The sequence below is a fragment of the Butyricicoccus sp. AM27-36 genome (assembly GCF_003480945.1).
In the GTDB taxonomy this organism is placed as follows: Bacteria; Bacillota; Clostridia; order Oscillospirales; family Butyricicoccaceae; genus Agathobaculum; species Agathobaculum butyriciproducens.
The window spans coordinates 202,914-221,890 of record NZ_QUJR01000006.1; the positions used below are offsets into that span (position 1 = coordinate 202,914).

General features: G+C 55.1%; 16 protein-coding genes. 11 read left to right on the forward strand and 5 right to left on the reverse strand.

Annotation, left to right across the window (positions count from 1 at the left end; translation table 11 throughout):
- Window positions 1-11 precede the first annotated feature (11 nt).
- Window positions 12-1,007, forward strand: coding sequence for a sugar ABC transporter substrate-binding protein (locus tag DW724_RS10100; protein WP_158575081.1), 996 nt, complete (start codon window positions 12-14; stop codon window positions 1,005-1,007).
- Window positions 1,008-1,162: 155 nt separating this feature from the next.
- Window positions 1,163-2,815 carry a solute:sodium symporter family transporter gene (locus DW724_RS10105; RefSeq protein ID WP_118761367.1) on the forward strand — a complete coding sequence of 551 codons (1,653 nt, stop codon included), beginning with the start codon at window positions 1,163-1,165 and terminating at the stop codon, window positions 2,813-2,815.
- A gap of 267 nt (window positions 2,816-3,082) precedes the next feature.
- Here the strand turns inward: DW724_RS10105 and DW724_RS16050 are convergent, their stop codons facing one another.
- The 4 genes from DW724_RS16050 to DW724_RS10120 all read right to left on the reverse strand — a co-directional run bounded on the left by DW724_RS16050 (window position 3,083) and on the right by DW724_RS10120 (window position 7,968).
- Entirely contained in the window at window positions 3,083-3,799 is a 717-nt protein-coding gene (locus tag DW724_RS16050) for a GGDEF domain-containing protein (RefSeq protein WP_243105731.1), read from the reverse strand.
- Window positions 3,784-4,440, reverse strand: coding sequence for an ECF transporter S component (locus DW724_RS16055; protein WP_243105732.1), 657 nt, complete (start codon window positions 4,438-4,440; stop codon window positions 3,784-3,786). The genes DW724_RS16050 and DW724_RS16055 overlap by 16 nt, the downstream gene beginning before the upstream one ends.
- A gap of 241 nt (window positions 4,441-4,681) precedes the next feature.
- Window positions 4,682-6,274 carry a response regulator gene (locus DW724_RS10115; protein WP_118761368.1) on the reverse strand — a complete coding sequence of 531 codons (1,593 nt, stop codon included), beginning with the start codon at window positions 6,272-6,274 and terminating at the stop codon, window positions 4,682-4,684.
- Window positions 6,268-7,968 carry a sensor histidine kinase gene (locus tag DW724_RS10120; protein ID WP_158580263.1) on the reverse strand — a complete coding sequence of 567 codons (1,701 nt, stop codon included), beginning with the start codon at window positions 7,966-7,968 and terminating at the stop codon, window positions 6,268-6,270. The genes DW724_RS10115 and DW724_RS10120 overlap by 7 nt, the downstream gene beginning before the upstream one ends.
- A gap of 339 nt (window positions 7,969-8,307) precedes the next feature.
- On the opposite strand from DW724_RS10120, the gene DW724_RS10125 reads away from it, so the two are divergent.
- The 9 genes from DW724_RS10125 to DW724_RS10165 all read left to right on the forward strand — a co-directional run bounded on the left by DW724_RS10125 (window position 8,308) and on the right by DW724_RS10165 (window position 17,775).
- Window positions 8,308-9,627 carry an ABC transporter substrate-binding protein gene (locus DW724_RS10125; RefSeq protein ID WP_118761370.1) on the forward strand — a complete coding sequence of 440 codons (1,320 nt, stop codon included), beginning with the start codon at window positions 8,308-8,310 and terminating at the stop codon, window positions 9,625-9,627.
- Between the two features lie 71 nt (window positions 9,628-9,698).
- On the forward strand, window positions 9,699-10,571 hold the full coding sequence (locus tag DW724_RS10130; protein WP_118761371.1) for a carbohydrate ABC transporter permease: 873 nt from the start codon (window positions 9,699-9,701) through the stop codon (window positions 10,569-10,571).
- Between the two features lie 15 nt (window positions 10,572-10,586).
- Window positions 10,587-11,438, forward strand: coding sequence for a carbohydrate ABC transporter permease (locus DW724_RS10135; RefSeq protein WP_118761372.1), 852 nt, complete (start codon window positions 10,587-10,589; stop codon window positions 11,436-11,438).
- A 15-nt stretch (window positions 11,439-11,453) separates the two neighbouring features.
- A complete protein-coding gene (locus tag DW724_RS10140) occupies window positions 11,454-12,554 on the forward strand; it encodes an ABC transporter ATP-binding protein (RefSeq protein ID WP_118360265.1) in 1,101 nt (366 codons plus the stop codon).
- A 14-nt stretch (window positions 12,555-12,568) separates the two neighbouring features.
- Window positions 12,569-13,213, forward strand: coding sequence for a DUF624 domain-containing protein (locus DW724_RS10145; RefSeq protein ID WP_158580264.1), 645 nt, complete (start codon window positions 12,569-12,571; stop codon window positions 13,211-13,213).
- 16 nt (window positions 13,214-13,229) lie between these two features.
- Window positions 13,230-14,597: a family 4 glycosyl hydrolase gene (locus DW724_RS10150; protein ID WP_118761374.1), complete on the forward strand. Its 1,368-nt coding sequence runs from the start codon at window positions 13,230-13,232 to the stop codon at window positions 14,595-14,597.
- 3 nt (window positions 14,598-14,600) lie between these two features.
- On the forward strand, window positions 14,601-15,512 hold the full coding sequence (locus DW724_RS10155) for a carbohydrate kinase family protein (protein ID WP_118360268.1): 912 nt from the start codon (window positions 14,601-14,603) through the stop codon (window positions 15,510-15,512).
- 21 nt (window positions 15,513-15,533) lie between these two features.
- Window positions 15,534-16,271 carry a glucosamine-6-phosphate deaminase gene (gene nagB, locus DW724_RS10160; protein WP_118284876.1) on the forward strand — a complete coding sequence of 246 codons (738 nt, stop codon included), beginning with the start codon at window positions 15,534-15,536 and terminating at the stop codon, window positions 16,269-16,271.
- Window positions 16,272-16,422: 151 nt separating this feature from the next.
- A complete protein-coding gene (locus DW724_RS10165) occupies window positions 16,423-17,775 on the forward strand; it encodes an MATE family efflux transporter (RefSeq protein WP_158580265.1) in 1,353 nt (450 codons plus the stop codon).
- Window positions 17,776-17,880: 105 nt separating this feature from the next.
- Here DW724_RS10165 and sigG read toward each other — a convergent pair whose 3' ends face one another.
- Window positions 17,881-18,747, reverse strand: a complete 867-nt coding sequence (gene sigG, locus DW724_RS10170) for an RNA polymerase sporulation sigma factor SigG (protein ID WP_118761376.1) — start codon at window positions 18,745-18,747, stop codon at window positions 17,881-17,883.
- Window positions 18,748-18,977: the final 230 nt, after the last annotated feature.

Genomic DNA, 18,977 nt, shown 5'->3' on the forward strand with positions numbered 1-18,977 from the left:
AGCTTTTAGCAATGACGTTAGTAAGTGCTCTGTGTGCCGGCATGCTGGCAGGATGCGGCGGCGGTTCGTCCGCATCGACTGGCAGTACGGGCGACAGCGGCTCCACCGCTTCCGGTGATGCCTACAACGTAACCGTTATCGTAAAGCATACGGACGGTCACTTCAACAAGGTTATTGCCGGTGCGCGCGCTTACGGCAGCGAGCACGACAATGTAAACGTCGAAATCCAGTCTCCGACCTCGGCTACCTCGTATGATGAGCAGGTCAACATGATCGAGACCGCACTCGGCAACCCGGGCATCGATGCCGTTATTATCGCTCCGCAGCAGTCCACCTCTACCGCAACGCTGGTAGATACCGCGACCAAGCCGGTCGTAGCACTCGATACCGACTTCACCTCGGACAAGAAGGCATGCTTCGTTGGCACCGGCAACGAGGACGCAGCGCTGAACGGCGGCAAGGCGGTTGCTGAGGCCTGCAAGGCACTGGGCAAGGACAAGCCGACGGCGGTTATCATCGCAGGCGTACAGGGCGACGAGACCCATGAAGCACGTCTGCGCGGCTACCGCGATGCGATCGAAGCCGCAGGCGGTCAGGTGCTCGAAGTGCAGTACACCGATACCATGCCGGACAAGGCAGCAGCCGCTATGGAGGCGGTTATCCAGAAGTACCCGAACGGCGTAGACGCAGTTCTGTCCATCGCGGATGACATGGCGCTTGCAGCTGCAAAGGTTATCAAGGATTCCGGCAACACCAATTACGCAGATACCGTTCTGTGCGGTTTTGACGGCAACCAGTCTGCCATCGAGGCTGTTATGGACGGCTCTCTGACCATCGACATCGCTCAGATGGGCTACGACATGGGCTACAAGGCTGTTGAAGCAGCAGTTACCGTACTTGAGGGCGGCTCTGTTGAATCCTTCATCGACTCCGGCTCCAAGGTTATCGACTCCTCCAATATCGACGAGTACGTCTCCGACATGAAGTCCAAGGGTCTGTGGGAGTAATTCAAACACACATTTGACAGCATAAACAGTTTATAGACAGGGCGGACGCAGAGTTCGACACATGCGTCCGCCCTAACTATACGCATTTTTGAGAATTAAATTACAAATATGGGAAATTGAAGCGGTTGAGGGACCGCGTGAAAGAGGGGATTCCAATGGTTTGGACTATGGCGACGTTTATCGGTTTCACGATACTTGTTGCAGTTATTTCGTATGTAAAAACAAAGGGCGATGACCAGAGCACCGCAGACGGCTATTTTCTGGCCGGACGCGGACTGCCGGGCTTTGTTATCGCAGGTTCGCTGCTGCTGACCAACCTGTCGGCAGAGCAGCTGGTCGGCACAAACGGCCAGACTTGGAGCGTGGGCATGAGCCCGATGGCGTTCGAGATCGTAGCGGCTCCGTGCTGTATCGTGCTGGCGCTGTTTGCGGCGCCGCGTTATCTGAAAAGCGGCATTACCACCATTCCGGAGCTGATCGGTCTGCGCTATGACCGCAGCACAAAGCTGTGGTTCTCCATCGCGTACATCCTGCTGTACATTGTCGTACAGATTCCGGTTATCCTGTACTCCGGTTCGCTGGTATTTGAAAATATCTTCAACGTATCCGGTATTCTGGGCGTAACCAAGTTTCAGGCCGTTATCATTCTGTGTATCATCATCAGTGTCATCGGCTCGATTTACGCCATCTTCGGCGGACTGAAAGCCGTTGCCGTATCGGATACGGTAAACGGCATCGGCCTGCTGATCGGCGGCTTCATGATCCCGTTCTTCGCACTGAGCGTGCTCGGCAAAACGGCAGGCGGTGACGGTCTGTCGGTTATCGACGGTATGCGTTTCCTGATCGAAAACCATTCGGATATGCTCAACTCCATCGCTCCGGCGGATTCTCTGCCGCCTGCGGTTCCGTGGCCGACCGTTTTTACCGGTCTGTTCTTCCTCGGTCTGCAGTCCTGGTGTACGCACCAGTCGTTTATTCAGCGTGTACTTGCTGCAAAGAACCTCAAGGAAGCGCAGAAGGGTGCTCTCTACTGCGCGTTTCTGAAAATTATTGGTTTTATGTACCTTGCGCTGCCGGGCGTTATCGCGTATGCGCTGTTTGAGCTGCAGGGCGATCAGGTATCCATGATGGACGAAGCGTACCCGCAGCTGGTTTCGCAGGTTGTTCCGGCTCCGCTGATGGGCTTCTTCGCAGCCGTAATGCTCGGTGCGATCCTGTCCTCGTTCAACTCGGTGCTGAACTCGGTAGATACCATGTTTACCATGGATATTTACAAGGAATTCATCGACAAGGACGCTTCCGAGGACAAGCTCGTCAAGGTCGGCAAGAATGTCGGCATCATCTTCGCGGTGCTGACCACCATCGTTGGTCCGCTGATCTACTTCTTCCCAGCAGGTCTCAAGACCTTCCTGGATTCCCTCGTAATGCTGATTGCACTGCCGGTTCTGACGGCCGTATTCGGCGGCTTCTTCTTCAAGCACCTGCCGAAATACAGCGCAAAGGTCATTCTGGCGCTGCATGTGGTCTGCTACGGCTCGTTCCTGCTGTTCCTCAACAGCAAGTTCCATTATCTGTATGCTGTATTCGTTCTGCTGCCGGTTGAGCTGCTGATTATGTTCATTTTCAATCAGCGAAACAAGACAAAGCATCCGGAGGCATGGGTACAGAAGGACATCGGCGCTGTCGATCTTACTCCGTGGAAATATCGATGGGTTGCTACCGCACTGATTCTCATTTGTGTTGCAGCGGTTTACCTTGCGTTCTCGCCGCTCGGTATTGGTACATGGAGTTATACACAGCCTTTCTAAAATCGAAAGTAAAACGGAGTGCGTTTGCACTCCGTTTCAGTCTGTCAAAAAGCAGCATTTCGACTCTTGTACTTCGTGCGGCAGCACGCATAAAATAGAATTTGCGGAGCAAATTCATAAATTCCGAGATATACAAGGGAAGAAAAATGTGCCTGCAAGGCGCGGCTTTTCTTCGAAATTCGATCGAAAGGCTGCTCGGAAAACGTTAGTGTTTCGACAGACACAAAAGCCCGCACAGCTGCCCTACGCTGTGCGGGCTTTTGCAATTTACTTTTCAGTCGAATCCTCTATTACGAAGCACGCTCGGCCGTTCTCCTTGGCCTGATAGAGCACGCGGTCGGTTTCGGTGAGCAGGTGCTTGATCTCCTGCGGGAAAACAAAGCGGTACGCGCCGATGCTGCAACTGACCGTGACCTGCTCGAGAATACCGGAAATATCGCGCAGGAACTGCGTCAGCAGATGTTCCAGTTGGTCCTGCGACAGATCTATATCGAGCATTACGGCAAACTCGTCACCGCCGATACGGCCGACAAAGCCGCAGAAACGAAAGGTGTTCTGTAAATGCTCGGCAAACTGCTTGAGGACCTCATCACCGACAGAATGACCATATTTGTCGTTGATGTGCTTGAAATAATCCAGATCACAGACCAGAAACCAGCCGGCTGCTCCGGCGTGGGACTTCTGGCTGCGGAGACAGGTGTGCAGGAACAGCTTGCGGCCCATAATGCCGGTCAGGAAGTCCAGCTCGCCGGTGTACTCACGAAATTTCATGTAGCGGTAGACCATCAGGATGAGGATGAGCAGAATGAAGTTGAGCGCCAGCATGGCAGTCAAAAACTGCACCTGCAGGTGGAGAATATCCCGATGAATGTGCTGTGTGACATCTACGCCGTGCTGCCCGAGCATGTAGTACATACGGTTGGAGAAGTAGACGGTCGAGAGGACCGCCATACAGAAGATAAACGTACTTACGCCCCCAAGCACGAAACCAATCTTTGGAGACCAGTAGGGGGTGTTTTCGTATTCATTGACCGCGTTTTTATAGGTCTGGATAAAGGAACTGTGATACAGCTTGTCAATCGCCAGAACGACCGCAGCACAGAACGACAGGATGATGAGGTCGCTTTTTTAAGTATAAATATTGATAAAATATTAAAACCGAGAGAGGGGAAGAGCAACCCCATCGCCGTATAGACAAGAAGCGCGTGCAGCTTAGGTGCCGCGATCGTGATGAGCAGCTTGCACAGATTCTTTCGTTTGCTTTTGCGTGCCAGCTGAAACAGACAGCCGAGCAGAAAACCGAACAGCACACGCGTGCCGACACTCAGCAGTATGCTTCCAATGGGAAAATCACTCCGAAACGGAGAAAAGACCGCATCTGCAGGCATGACATAGGTCGCGGAAGCCTTATACAGACTGCCAAGACCGAACAGCAGTCCCGCGAGGGAAGACTCGGCCGGGCCAAACAGGCAGGCGATAATGACGATAGGGATATACGCTGTGGTAATAGAAATCGGCGGAATGTGCATATATCCTAAAAATGTAAAGGACATAATGACTTCCACCGCCAGCAAAAGGCTGAATATGTAGTGCTCAAATTTGTGTGTTTCCCAAGTTGTATTCATTTTCCGGATTACCTTTATATAGGGCAGTACCGCGACGGATACGGATGCAGAATTTGCTCGCAGACCGCTCTTGTTCGATCATGCGGTATTGCCATGAATTTTGCTGATAATTAAAAATATTTAACTATATTATATAGTAAAGGTGCGGAAAATGCAACCGATTTGCTTGTGCAGACAATTTTGAGAATTGCGGAAAAGTTCCGATGGGATGCGTGCCGGAGCGTTTTTCGCTTCTTTTCGTTTATACAGATGATTCGTTCTGGACGCTGTGGCGGTAATCCTTCGGTTTGAGACCGGTGATCTTCTTAAATATGCGTGAGAAATACACAGGATCGTTAATGCCGACCCGCTCGGCAACTTCATAGCTTTTGAGTGCCGTAGTGCGCAGCAGATTTTTTGCGGCTTCGATGCGCACGTTCTGCAGATAAGTCGTCAGCGTTGTGCCGGTCTCGCGCTTAAACAGGCGCGAGAGATAGCTTGAGCTGAGATAGAACTGCTGGGCGAGCTGGTCGAGCGAAAGCTGCTCGCCATAGTGTGCGCTGATGTAGGTCTGTACCGAGGAAACGATATGATCTGCGCTGGCGGCGCTGCTCTGCGCCATGTCCTGCGTTTGCTGCACGAGTGCGCGGGTGCAGGATTCCATCTCGGCGATGGAGTTGGTCTCCATAATGCGCTTGAGCGAGGAAATGCTGCCGCCCTCGAGCGAATGTCCGGCTATTCCGGGAAACTGCAGCTCCATGCCAAACTGGTGAATATATACGCAGATATTGCGCACGGTATCCGGCGGCAGCTTGCTGCTGTCCGCATAGGCGAAAATGCGGTCGAGCAGCTGCTCTGTGTCGACGGGATTACGCAGCTCCATCGCAGATTTTAGGGCAGAGAGCATTTCAAAAATTTCGTCGGTCAGCTGCTGCGGGAACGAGCTGAGCTCAGCGAAGTGCGTCACCGGATGGTCGGGCGTGAAGACGGTGAAGCGCACCGCCTGCGCGGCTTCATCGGCGGCATCGGCAAGATTGATGGGATTGTCATTGCAGTTGGAAATGCCGATAAACAGCAGAAAATGCGCCAGACTGCCGACAATATTCACCGCTTCCTGGCACAATGCGGTAATGGGCGCTTCGCCGGCGGCACAGATGACCACAAAGCAGTCCTGCGTGCCGCGGGCAATGTAGTAATGCGGGTAGGAGGATAGACAGTCGGACAGAATCTCCTGCGACTGGTTGAGATACTCGCTGTATTCTTCATCGGTCAGCGTTTCCTCGGACAGCGAGGTAATATACAGCTTGAGTACAAAATAGCTGTGCAGGTCCATTTTCAGCTGAGCCAGGCGGTTGAGCACATACAGCTGCGAGCATGCAACACGGTGGACGAGGTCATGCAGCAGCATGCTCTGCTGCAGCTCCATGTTGCGCGCCGAGGTCGTGGAGAGCTTCTCCTGCAGATCCTGACTGCTGCGGTCTTCCGCTATGGCGGCCTTGGCTTTTTCGATGGCATTGGTCAGGTTTTCTACCGTCATCGGCTTGAGTACAAAATCAACCACATGATACTGGATGGCACGCTGCGCGTAGGCAAAATCCGGATAGCCGGTCAAAATGATGACTTTGATGCCGGGATGGTCGCGGGCGATGATCTCGGCAAGCTCAAGACCGTCCATTCCGGGCATGCGGATATCGCTGATAACGATATTCGGCTGAATGACCGGAATCTGCTCAAGCGCCATCATGCCGTCGTCTGCCTGTGCGGCAATCTCACAGCCGAGCTCCCCCCAGTGGATGCAGTGTACCAGACCCTTGCGGATGGCGGATTCATTGTCAACGATCATAACTTTCAGCATAGGTCTTTCTCCTTTTCGGGCGGTGCGGTGATGATGGGGAGCGTCAGCACGATGCTCGTGCCGTGTCCGGGTTCGGATTTGATCGACATGCCGTAGGGCTCGCCGTACAGCAGCTGAAAACGGCGCTCGATGTTGTGCAGTGCAACATGTGTATGGTGCTTGTCATCGCTGCCGGGCTGGGGGATGGCGGACGGGTCAAAGCCTACGCCGTCATCGTGCACGCGGATGTACACGGCGTCCTCCTCCTCCCAGATGCTGACGCGCACCCAGCCGCCGTGACGCTTAGGCTCGAGTCCGTGTACGATACTGTTTTCTACCAGCGGCTGAATGGTCAGCTTAGGCAGGTAGCAGCCGAGCAGCTTGTCGTCCTCCACATCGACGGTGTACTGCAGCTTTTCCTCAAAGCGTTCCTTTTGCAGGGCGAGATAGTATTTTACAGAATCCAGTTCCTCCTGCAGGGTGATAATCTGCTTGCCGTGGTTAACAACGCTTGCCCGCAGCAGCTGTGCCAGATTCTGCACCGTGGTGCAGATGGCTGGCTGACCGGCTACCATGCAGCGGACATTGATCAGCTCGAGAATATTAAAGATGAAGTGCGGCTGAATCTGGCTCTCCAGCTGATGAATCTCTGCGTCACGCAGCAGCAGACCGCGCTGATAGACCTCCTGAAACAGGGTGTCCAGCCGGTCGGCCATGTCGTTGAAGGCATGCGAGATAGCGGTCGTTTCGGTGTAGGGCGTTTCATCCATGCGCACGGAAAAATCACCGCTGCCGATACTGCCGATGGTGTGCAGCATCTGCCGCAGAGGACGCAGCAGCAGGATGAGATAGGTGGCAGCCAGCAGCAGAGCCAGGATCAGGATGGCAGCACAGACGAGAAAATACACACGCGTACTCTGGCGCACACCGGCGAGGATTTCGGCGTTTGGAATATAGATATCCACGCGCTCACGGCTTTTGCGGAGTGAGCTGGACGCATGATACCACTTATTCATATCCTCGTTCTCGCGGAACAGGTCGGTCTGCAGAGAGCCGATACGTTTGCCCTGATCACCGCTGAAAATGACGACAGTGGAAGGGTAAAGCTGGTTCAGCGACAGCGTGGAGAGCAGCTTGTTGATGTTCAGCTCGACGATGATTTTGCCAAGCGGCTGCATGGTGTTGAGGTCAACAAAATCGACGATCATATATGCGTATCCAACGATGGTATAGTGCGTGTACAGCGTGCGTGCGGAGTTGCAGTCCTCGTGCGTCTGGTACATCTGCCGGACGCGCCACGAGGTATTCAAATAGTAGTTGCCGCCGTAGACCGGCACATATTGGTCGTTTTTGATCAGGTAGATGGCGCTGACCACATCGGGGTTGAGCGAATCGCCGAGCGAGAATGCGCGGCTGAAATTCTGCTCCAGCCGGAGAATCTGGATCTGGGTGAGCGGCTCGCTGCTGCTCATCATCTGCTGGGCGGCGCTGTCCGAGGTCAGGTAGTACACACCATCCCGCAGGGTCTCCATCATGCGGTCGGTGCGGTCGGTGAATTCGTTCAGATACATGGAAACCGTCTCACTGGCGGTATGCTGCAGCTGACCGGATACGGTATGGATAAAATAGATGCCGGCGGTGACAACAGGTGCGAATACCAGAACACATATCATCACAACGACCAGCCCGATAAGAGAGATCTTGCGTTTTGCCATACAATACACCTCACGGGAGATTCTGCGAACCATACAAGGGCAGCATCATACAATGGAGCTGCGGAGTTACCCTAAATATACCACAATTCGACCGCTTTGTGTACCATCCGGAGGGGGAGAAGCGACATTAGAAAAAAATATCCTGTTTTGGCGCAAAATAATCCTATGTTTTCAAAGAGGAGTGCAGAGCGTGTGAACGAAAAGCAAAATCGTCATATGTTTTGACCGGTTTACTGCATTGAGGGCAGACTGTTCCTCGGGTATAATAAATACAACAAAACACAGAGCGGTATTTGAATGAGACAAATGCCGTAAGGAGAGAAAGAGGAGGAACCCCACATGAAAACAAAGCGTATCCTCTCCCTGCTGATGGCAGGCGCGCTGCTGACCGGCGCACTGACCGGCTGCGGCGGCAAGAAGGATGATTCTGCACAGAGCGGTGACAGCTCCGGTGTGATCACCATCAACTATCCGACGTTCCAGTGCGGCACGAATACGTCCGCTCCGGTATGCGATGAACTGATTAAGGAATTCAATGAGAAGTACGCAGGCAAGTACGAGATCAAGAAGGAAGACGTTCCGGGCGATCAGAACTACATCGACAAGATCAAGGTACAGCTTGGCACGGGCGATCTCCCGCCGGTTATTTACGGCGGCGGCTACAATCTGCTTGATATGGTCGTTGCCAAGGATCTGGCAGTTGATCTGACCGATGCGGTAAATTCCGATGCAGACTGGAAGGCACTGTATTCCGATACCGCACTGGCTACCAACAGCCGCGACGGCAAGATCTACGCTTCCTCGATGGAAGGTCAGGTTATCGGTTACTTCTACAACAAGGAGCTGTTCAAGCAGGCAGGCATCACCGAGCCGGCTAAGACCTGGGACGAGTTCTTCCAGCAGTGCGACAAGCTGAAGGCAGCAGGCATCACCCCGCTGTCCATGGATACCGCAGATTCTGCGTGGGTAACCCAGCTGTGGATGGGCGCTATGGTAGGCACCGAGTCCGACGCAGGCCTGGAGTTCATGAATACCATGAACCCGACCGACTACAACACGCCGGAAATGATCGCAGCAGCCGAGAAGATTCAGAAGATGTACCAGAACTACACCACGCAGGATGCAATCGGCGGCAAGTATGAGAATGCTGCAAACAACTTCCTGTCCGGTCAGACCGCAATGCTGGCGAACGGCCCGTGGATGATCGGTGATTTCTCCGATACCTCCATGACAGAGGAAGGCTTCGCTGATAAGGTCGGCGTAGCGCTGTTCCCGGGCAACTTCGTATACGATGCACCGATTCAGGGCTACATCGTTACCAAGCAGGACGACCCGAAGGTAGAAGAGGCTGCCATTGAGATGGTCAAGTTCTTTACCTCGGCTGAGGCACAGCAGACCGCAATGGAGATGCAGGGCATGGTTCCGGCCTCCAACACGGTAGAGCTGACCGACACCGCAAAGGACAAGTATCCGCTGCTTGCTGAGTTCCTTAACCTTGCAACCACTGAGGGCGAAAAGCGCTCGGATACTCTGCAGGCTACGATGTACGCCAACCTGCTCGACGTTATGAGCCAGCAGCTCCCGCTGCTCGCTTCGGGTGAGCTGGACGCAAAGGGCTTCTGCCAGACGCTGACGGACGCTGCAGCGAAGAACCAGTAAACTGTTTACCGCAGGGACCCGTCAAAAAACGGGTCCCTGTTTTTCTCCTCAACAAGAAAGGAAACCGCTTTATGAAACGTAAAAAGGGCTGGCTGCCGGTGTTCCTGCTTCCGGCTGTCGCATTGTTCCTGCTGATCTATGCTGTTCCGTTGGTGATCGTGTTTGTTTCCTCGCTGTTTGATTACCGGCTGACGGGCGACTCGATGACATTCATCGGTCTGCAGAACTATACACAGATGTTCAGTGATGCGACCTTCCGGCAGGCGTGCGGCCACACAATCGTCTGGATTCTGATCCACTGTATTATTCATGTCTCCATCGGCGTTATCCTGGCGCTTGTGCTGTACAAAAAGCCGCGCGGCTGGAAATTTGTCCGTACGGCATACATGATCCCGAATATCATCTCCAACGCCGCAATGGGCATGATCTTCCTCAATATTTTCAACCCGCAGTACGGTGTTGTAAACTCCATTCTCAAGGTGGTCGGACTGGAAAGCCTGACGCATAACTGGCTGATGGATACCACAACGGCGTTCCCGTCCGTCACCATGACGTGGCTGCTGTTTGCGGGCTACACCACGACGCTCGTGCTCGCCGAGGCGCTGACCATTGACGATTCGGTGCTCGAAGCGGCCCGAGTGGACGGTGCGACCTCGTTCCAGACCGATATGTTCGTTGTGCTGCCGCTGCTGCGCGAGATCATCGGCACGACCATGGTCATGGCGGCAACCTATATGCTGCAGATGTTCGACCTGATCTACATCACCACCAAGGGCGGCCCCGGCTCGGCTACCATGAACCTGCCGCTCATGCTGTACAGCGTGTACAAGAACGAAAACAACTACGGCTACTCGAATGCGATCGGCGTTTGCATCGTCATCGCGGGTGTCGTTTGCATGACGCTCATCAACAAGGCGATGCGCGTCAACGAAGAAGACTACTAAGGAGGCGTTCGACAAATGAAAACCAGTTTCGGTGCAATGACCGGCAGAGAACGCCTGTGCTTTGTGCTCAAATATCTGTTTATGGCGCTGTGCGTGGTCGTTGCGCTGTTCCCGATCATCTGGGTCATCCTGTCCTCGTTCAAGACGAATGCGGAGATCCTGTCGAACGGCATTTCGCTGCCGACGCACTTCGGGTTTGACGGCTATCAGTCCGCACTGGATATGGCGCCGATCTTCAAGTTCTTCGGCAACAGCGTGATCGTCACCTGCTGTGCGACCGTACTCAATGTGCTCGTCTTCGCTATGGCAGGCTACGCGTTTGCGCGGTTCCGCTTTCCGTGCGATAAGCTGCTGTACATGCTGCTCAGCCTGTCGCTCGTCATTCCGATGACGGCACTGCTGCAGCCGGTGTACAGCGTGGTCAACAATATGGGCCTATACGATACCAAGGCGGGTCTGATTCTGGTCAATACCGCACTGAATATGCCGATGAGCCTGCTCATCCTGCGCGGCGCATTCCAGTCCATTCCCAAGGCGATCGAAGAAGCCGCCTACATCGACGGTGCGGGCTTCCTGCGCACGTTCTTCCAGATCATGATGCCGTGCGCCAAGGGCGGTCTTACGAGTGCAGCTGTGCTGTGCTTCCTCAATACATGGAACGAATTTACGTTCTCCCTGATCCTGACCAGCAGCGAGAGTGCCCGCACGCTGCCGCTGTCGCTCAGCTACTTTACCAGCCAGTTCAGCTTTAACTACACGGCGCTGTTTGCCGCAGTTACCATTGCGGTCATTCCTTCGATCATCGTGTTTGCGATCTTCCAGGAGCAGGTCGTTTCCAGCCTGACCGCGGGTTCGGTCAAAGAATAAACGAGGTGAAATTACATGGCAAGCATTAGTTTGAATCACATCAAGAAGGTGTACCCCGGTGATATCGAGGTTATCTCCGACCTGAACCTGCAGATCAAGGATAAGGAGTTCGTCGTACTGGTCGGACCGTCCGGCTGCGGCAAATCGACCACACTGCGCATGATCGCGGGTCTGGAGGAGATTTCGGACGGCGAAATGTACATCGGCGACCGCAAGGTGAACGATGTAGCGCCGAAGGACCGCGATATCGCGATGGTTTTCCAGAACTACGCGCTCTATCCGCATATGACGGTTTACAAGAACATGGCGTTTGCACTCAAGCTGCGCAAAACGCCCAAGGACGAAATCGACCGCAAGGTGCACGAGGCGGCTAAGGTGCTGGACATCGAGCATCTGCTCAACCGCAAGCCCAAGCAGCTTTCCGGCGGTCAGCGGCAGCGTGTCGCACTCGGACGTGCGATGGTGCGCGATCCGGCGGTATTCCTGCTCGATGAGCCGCTGTCCAATCTGGATGCCAAGCTGCGCACCCAGATGCGCACCGAGATCATCAAGCTGCATCAGAAGCTGGATACGACCTTTGTTTACGTTACGCATGACCAGACCGAGGCCATGACCATGGGCGACCGTATTGTTGTTATGAAGGGCGGCGAGATTCAGCAGGCGGACACACCGCAGACGCTGTATGACCATCCGTGCAATCTGTTCGTTGCGGGCTTCATTGGTTCGCCGCAGATGAACTTCATGGACGCCGAACTGGGACGCGATGCGGACGGCTACAAGCTGACCTTCGCGGACCAGAGCCTGCACTTTGCGGGCAGCGATGCGCTGAGTGAGTACGTTGGAAAGACGGTCGTGTTCGGCATCCGTCCGGAGAATCTGCACACCTCGGGTGAAAAGTTTACGCAGAATGCGGCGCATACGCTCACCATGCATGTGGACATCGCTGAGCTGATGGGCGCGGAGATTTACGCGCACTGCACCTGTGACGGTACGTCCGTGACCGTGCGTACGCCGTCCGGCGAGCCGATTCATGCGGGCGACACCATCACCGCGGCTGTGGATATGAGCCGCATCCATTTGTTTGATAAGCAGACCGAACGCGCGATCGCGTTCTGACAGGAGGAAAATCTGTGTTTCGTCCATCCTATTTGAAGGAAGGTCCGGGCATTGCCAAGGATGCACCGGAAAAGACCGGCGCCGCATGGGTCGGGGAGACCCTTGTACGGGAGTTCTGGCAGCTCGTCAAGCTGAACGTGCTGTTTCTGCTGTGCTGTCTGCCGGTTGTGACCTTTGGCGCGGCTCGAGCCGCTATGGCGCGCTGCACGGTCAATATGGCGCGTGATGTGCCCAATGATGTGTGGACCGACTTTCTTGCGGCACTGCGGCAGGATACGGTGCGTAATCTTCTGTGCGGACTGGTCGAGCTTGCGCTGCTGTGGATGGGCGTGATGCTGGTAACGGCGGACGGATTTTTCCCGGCCTTGATAGGTATGCTGCTGCTCTGCGTCACAGCTGCGTTTTTTCAGAATTTCTGGGCGGTGCAGGCAGCGGTGGACATCCCGTTTGCGGCAGCGGCAAAAAATGCGTGGCTGCTGTGTCTGCTCCGTCCCGGCATGACTGTGCTGGGGCTGGGCGTAAATGCGCTGCTGCTGATTCCGGCAGTGCTGTTTTTCCCGCTTTCTCTGACGTATGTGCTGCTGTTCCCGTGCGGTCTGTCCGGATTTGCCTCGGGCATGATCGGCTGGTCCAGCTGCAAACGGTATCTGATTCGATAACAGGAGGTATCTTTTTATGAAATTAACGGTAATCGGCGGCGGCGGTGTACGCTCCATGTTCCTCGCAAAGAGCATTGCGCAGCGTGCGGAGGAGCTGCACATCGACGAGCTGGTATTTATGGATAACGATCCGGAAAAGCTCCGCATCTACGGCGGTCTGGCGGCGCATGTTGCGCGTATGCTGTGCCCGACCATGAAGTTCACGCTGACCTCCAGTGCGGAGGAGGCGGTGACCGATGCGGATTACGTCATCACGACCATCCGTGTCGGCGGTGACGCGACTCGCGTGCGCGATGAGCGGCTGGCACTTGATCTGGGTATTCTCGGTCAGGAAACGACCGGCGCTGCCGGCGTTTCGTTCGCCATGCGCTCGATCCCTGCGCTGGCTGAATACTGCGAGCTGATCAAGAAGCTGGCAAAGCCGGGCGTCAAGGTATTCAACTTCACCAATCCGGCAGGCGTGGTTTCGCAGGCGCTGCGCGATATGGGATATGATTTCACCTACGGTATCTGTGACGCACCGAGCGGCATGCTGCACCAGTTTGCCGACCTGTACGGCGTGGATGCGTCCCGCATTTACGGCGAATGCTACGGTTTGAACCATCTGTCCTACTTCCAGAGCATCAAGGTGGACGGAAAGGAGATCATGCCCGAGCTGATCGCCAATGACGAGGCTTACGCCAAGACCGATATGCGCTTTTTCGAGAAGCGTCTGCTCGAGGACCGCGGCTGCGTGCTGAATGAGTACCTCTACTACTTCTACTACCGCGAAAAGGCGGTTGCCAACATTCTGAACGCTAAGCAGACGCGCGGCGAGATGATCTGCGACATCAATCGCCACATGACCGAGGAGCTGTCTAAGATCGACATCGAGAACGACTTCGAGGCAGGTCTCAAGTGCTTTGAAAAGTGGTACGGCATCCGAGAGAACAACTATATGGCAAATGAGACCGGTGTTCACCGTGACAAGCCGTGGACGTTTGATGTGTATTCCAAGGACGCGGGCGGCTACGCAGGCGTTGCGCTCAAGTTCATCGAGATTGCAGCCTCCGGCGGCATGGGCACGATGATCCTGTGCGCGCCGAACGGCAATGCCATCGAGGGCCTCGAGCCGACCGATATTATCGAGGTCACCTGCGATATCTCCCGTGAGGGCTGCAAGCCGCACCATATCACCAATATTCCGGAGAGCAATCTGGAAATGATCCGCCGCGTAAAATATTACGAGCGTCTGGCGGCACGCGGTATCGTCAACCGCTCCAGGAAGGATATTACCGAGTGCCTGACCATGCACCCGCTGGTCGGCTCTTACTCGCTGGCAAGCAAGCTGACCGACGAGTATATTAAGCTCAATGCGCCGTATATCGGGGACTGGAGGGACTGACGCATGTCGTTTCTCGCTTCGGTCGGTGTGACCAATGTGGATTTGATGTATGTCGGCATGCCGCGCGTGCCGCAGGAGGGCGAGGAGATCTTTTCGCAGGATTTCCGCGTGCTGCTCGGCGGCGGTGCACCGGGTACGGCAGTAAACGCCGCCCGTCTGGGCATTCCGACCCGTCTGGCGACCTATCTCGGCAGCGATCTGTTTTCCGGCTTTGCCCGCGCGCAGTTTGAGCAGAACGGCGTTTCTCCGTACAATCTGGCGGCGGAGGGCGAGACCGGTATTCCGGTGAATGTCACCAGTGCCATGCTCACGCCCGGCGACCGTACGTTTGCGACCTACTGCAAGCCGACCGCCATCACGGACGAGCTGCTCGAGCGGGTATATACCATGTCTAAGGGCGCTAAGCTGGTGCAGATGCAGGAGGGCTTTTTGCCGGTATATCGCAAGCTGCACGAGGAAGGAGCCATTCTGATTTTCGACATGGGCTGGGATGATGAGCTGAGCTTTGAGAAATACGGTGATTATCTGCGTCTGGCGGATTACTATACGCCGAATACCAAGGAAGCGCTCAAGATTACCGGCAGGGACACGCCGGAGGAGGCGCTCCGCGTACTGGCGGAGTATTTTGAGCATCCGCTGGTCAAGCTGGATAAGGACGGCTGTCTCATCCTCGAGGACGGCACGCCGCGTCTGCTGCGCAATATTCCGGAATTCACCTGTAAGGATTCCACCGGTGCGGGCGATGCGTTCCTTGCAGGACTGATGTACGGTCTGTACCATGGCTATCCGTTCGCGGATTGTGTGCGGTTCGGCAACATCACAGGCGGCAAGAGTGTCACCGGTGTGGGCTGCCTGACCGAGTATGTGCAGGAGAGCGAACTGCTCGCACTGCGTGAAAAGTATAAGGATTTATAAGCGTTTGGAGGCTTTTTTGTTATGAGAATCATTCGTGCAAAGGATTACAAGGATATGAGCCGCAAGGCGGCAAATATCATTTCCGCGCAGGTCATCCTCAAGCCGGATTCCGTGCTCGGTCTTGCCACCGGCTCGTCGCCGATCGGCACATATGAGCAGCTGGTCAAGTGGTACGAAAAGGGCGATCTGGATTTTGCGGATGTGACTACGGTCAATCTGGATGAATACTACGGTATGAAGCCGGAAAACGATCAGAGCTATCATTATTTCATGCACGACCACTTCTTTGACCATGTGAACATCGACCCATCGCGTATCAATCTGCCGAACGGCATGGAGCCGGACGAGAAAAAGGAGTGCGCCCGCTATGACGCGGTGCTCCGCAGTGTGGGTGATGTGGATATCCAGCTGCTCGGCATCGGCCGCAATGGCCATATCGGATTCAACGAGCCGGACGACTGCTTTGCCAAGGGCACACACTGCGTGGAGCTGACCGAGTCCACCATCGAGGCGAACAAGCGCTTTTTCGCCAGCGAGGACGAGGTGCCGCGCCGTGCCTACTCGATGGGCATTCACACCATCATGACCGCAAAAAAAGTGCTGGTCGTTGCCAGCGGCGAGGACAAGGCATGGGCTATCCGTGAATCCTGCTTCGGTCCGGTAACGCCCAAGGTGCCCGGTTCGATTCTGCAGCTGCACAATGACGCGATCGTTATCGCGGATGAGGCGGCTCTCAGCCTGTGCGGCGATTTCCTCTGATTGATGACCATAGCAGCGGCGGTACTGTGTTTTATCTCACCGTGCGGTAAATCAACAGCATTCTGCGGTACCGTCGTTTTGAAACCCGAAGTGCAGTTCTGTCTCCTTCTGCGCTTTGGGTTTTATGATTTTTTCGCAAGGGAGGTGTGATATGGTGCGCGTTACCGATATGACACACGGCCGTCCGATACGGCTGATTCTGCTGTTTTCGCTGCCGCTGATGCTGGGCAGCGTGTTTCAGCAGCTGTATACCATCGTGGATACGATCATCATCGGACGCGGTGTCGGCATGCAGGCGCTGGCGTCCATCGGTGCGGCGGATTGGATCAACTGGCTGGTTTTATGGGGACTGCAGGGCTTTACGCAGGGCTTTGCGATTCTCGCGGCACAGGAGTTCGGTGCGGGCGCATACGACCGGCTGCGTCGTGTACTGGCTATGATCGTTAAGCTGTCGTGCTGGTTCGGCATTGCGGTGACGATCATCAGCCTGTTGCTGGTAAGGCCGCTGCTTACGTTGCTGCACACCGATCCTGCGGTGTTCGGTGGAGCGCAGACGTACTTATATGTGCAGTTCGGCGGCTCGCTCATCATCATTGCGTACAATATGGCGGCGGCCGTGCTGCGCTGTCTGGGTGACAGTAAAACGCCGCTGCTCGCGATTCTCGCGGCGAGCTTTGCTAATATTGCGCTCGACCTGCTGTTCGTGATGGGCTTTGGCTGGGGCATTTTCGGAGCTTCGTTCGCAACCGTACTGGCACAGCTGATTGCGTTTCTGCTGTGTCTGCGGTCATTGCGGCGGCTGCCGTTCGTGCAGCTGACAAAGGCTGACTGGAAAACCGACCCTGCCATTCTGCTGCACCTGTGCCGCCTCGGCATTCCGACCGGTCTGCAGATGAGCATGATCACACTGGGAGGCATGGTGCTGCAGTCCGTGTTGAACGGCTTCGGCGTAGTGTTCGTGGCGGGCTATACGGCGGCCAACAAGCTGTACGGCATACTCGAGAGTGCATCGGTGGCGTTTGGCTATGCCATGACAGCCTACATGGGGCAGAACCGCGGTGCACGAAACGCGGCACGCATTGATGCAGGCATTCGGGCGGTACTGGTGCTGTCCGCCGAATTTACAGCCGCCATCGTGACGGCTATGCTTCTTGCGGGCAAACCGCTGCTGGGACTGTTTCTTTCGACCGAGGAGGCGGGCGCGGCAGATGCGCTGGCGGTGGCCTATCAGTATCTCATGGTGCTGATGGCGTTTTTGTTTGCACTGTTCATGCTGCAGGCATACCGCTCCTCACTGCAGGGACTGGGCGAGATGACTGTGCCGACACTTTCCGGCTTTGCGGAAATGCTCATGCGCATGGGCGCGGCGCTCGTGCTGCCGACCTTCATCGGGCAGAGCGGTGTATTTTTTGCGGAGGGCGCAGCATGGGTGTGTGCGGCAGCGCTCAATCTGGTATGGTATTATATGCGGATTGGGAAAATCAAGCGGGAGATGCTGCAATAACAAAGGTTCTGGACAGACTGAGACGCTCAACCGCTGTCATAAGTGGTTGAGCGCTTTGCAAATTAACTTGATGCCATTGCATTCGGAAGAGAGCAGATCAATCTATCAATAGCCATGAGATATCCTGTTTGAAGCGTCAAATATTGTGTGGATATTCAGATGGGATAGGCGCAAACCGTTTGCACCTATCCTCGCGTTTTCTACCGCTCGTACATTATATATAGTAAGAAAAGGACCGGAATCTTCCTTCCTTTTGTTTGGCGAAAGGTGTATTTCGCGTGCCACCTCCATCTGGGTGCGTCCCTCGAAGAACCGCAGCCGGATGATACGGCGCTCGCGGTCGTTCAGGCTGCGCATAGCGTCCCGCAGAGCAATACCGGCCAGCCAGTTGTCGTCCGTGTTTTTGGTGTCACCGACCTGGTCCATCACGCAGACCGTGTCCGTGCCGTCGTGGAACACCGGCTCGAACAGCGACACCGGGTCGAGTATCGCGTCGAGCGCGAACACGACCTCCTCTTTCGGCACGTCCATCAGCTTGGCCAGCTCCACGATATCCGGCTCGCGCTGGTGCTCGCGGATGAACGCCTCCTTGGCCTGCAGAGCGCGGTACGCCGTGTCGCGCAGGCTGCGCGAGACTCGCATGGCACTGTTGTCGCGCAGGTAGCGGCGGATTTCGCCGATGATCATCGGTACGGCGTAGGTGGAGAAGCGCACGCCGAGTTCGGTATTAAAATTGTCGATGGCTTTCATCAGGCCGATGCACCCGACCTGAAACAGGTCGTCCGGCGATTCGCCGCGCCCCTGAAACCGCTGAACAACGCTGAGCACCAGCCGCAGATTGCCGCGGATCAGCTCATCGCGTGCCTGCTTGTCTCCGGCAGCGGATTTTTTCAAAAGCTCGTCCGTCTTTTTGGCGGAGAGTACCGGCAGTCCCGATGTATTCACACCGCAGATCTCCACTTTTGTCTGCATAAAATTCCCTCCTGTTGGTCGTCACTATGAGGATACTATCTGGATTTTCCCCGCGGTCCCGGTCAAATATACCGACGAAATATTTTGCATGGGCCGGAGATTCGATAAATTTCACGTTCGTCTTGTGATATGGAAACGAGAAAGCGTTTTGCGTCCATCAGAAATTCCCTCTTGTGGGAATAGGGGGAAAGGGTGTATAATAAATTCAAGAGAATGCCTGTTTGCGGTGT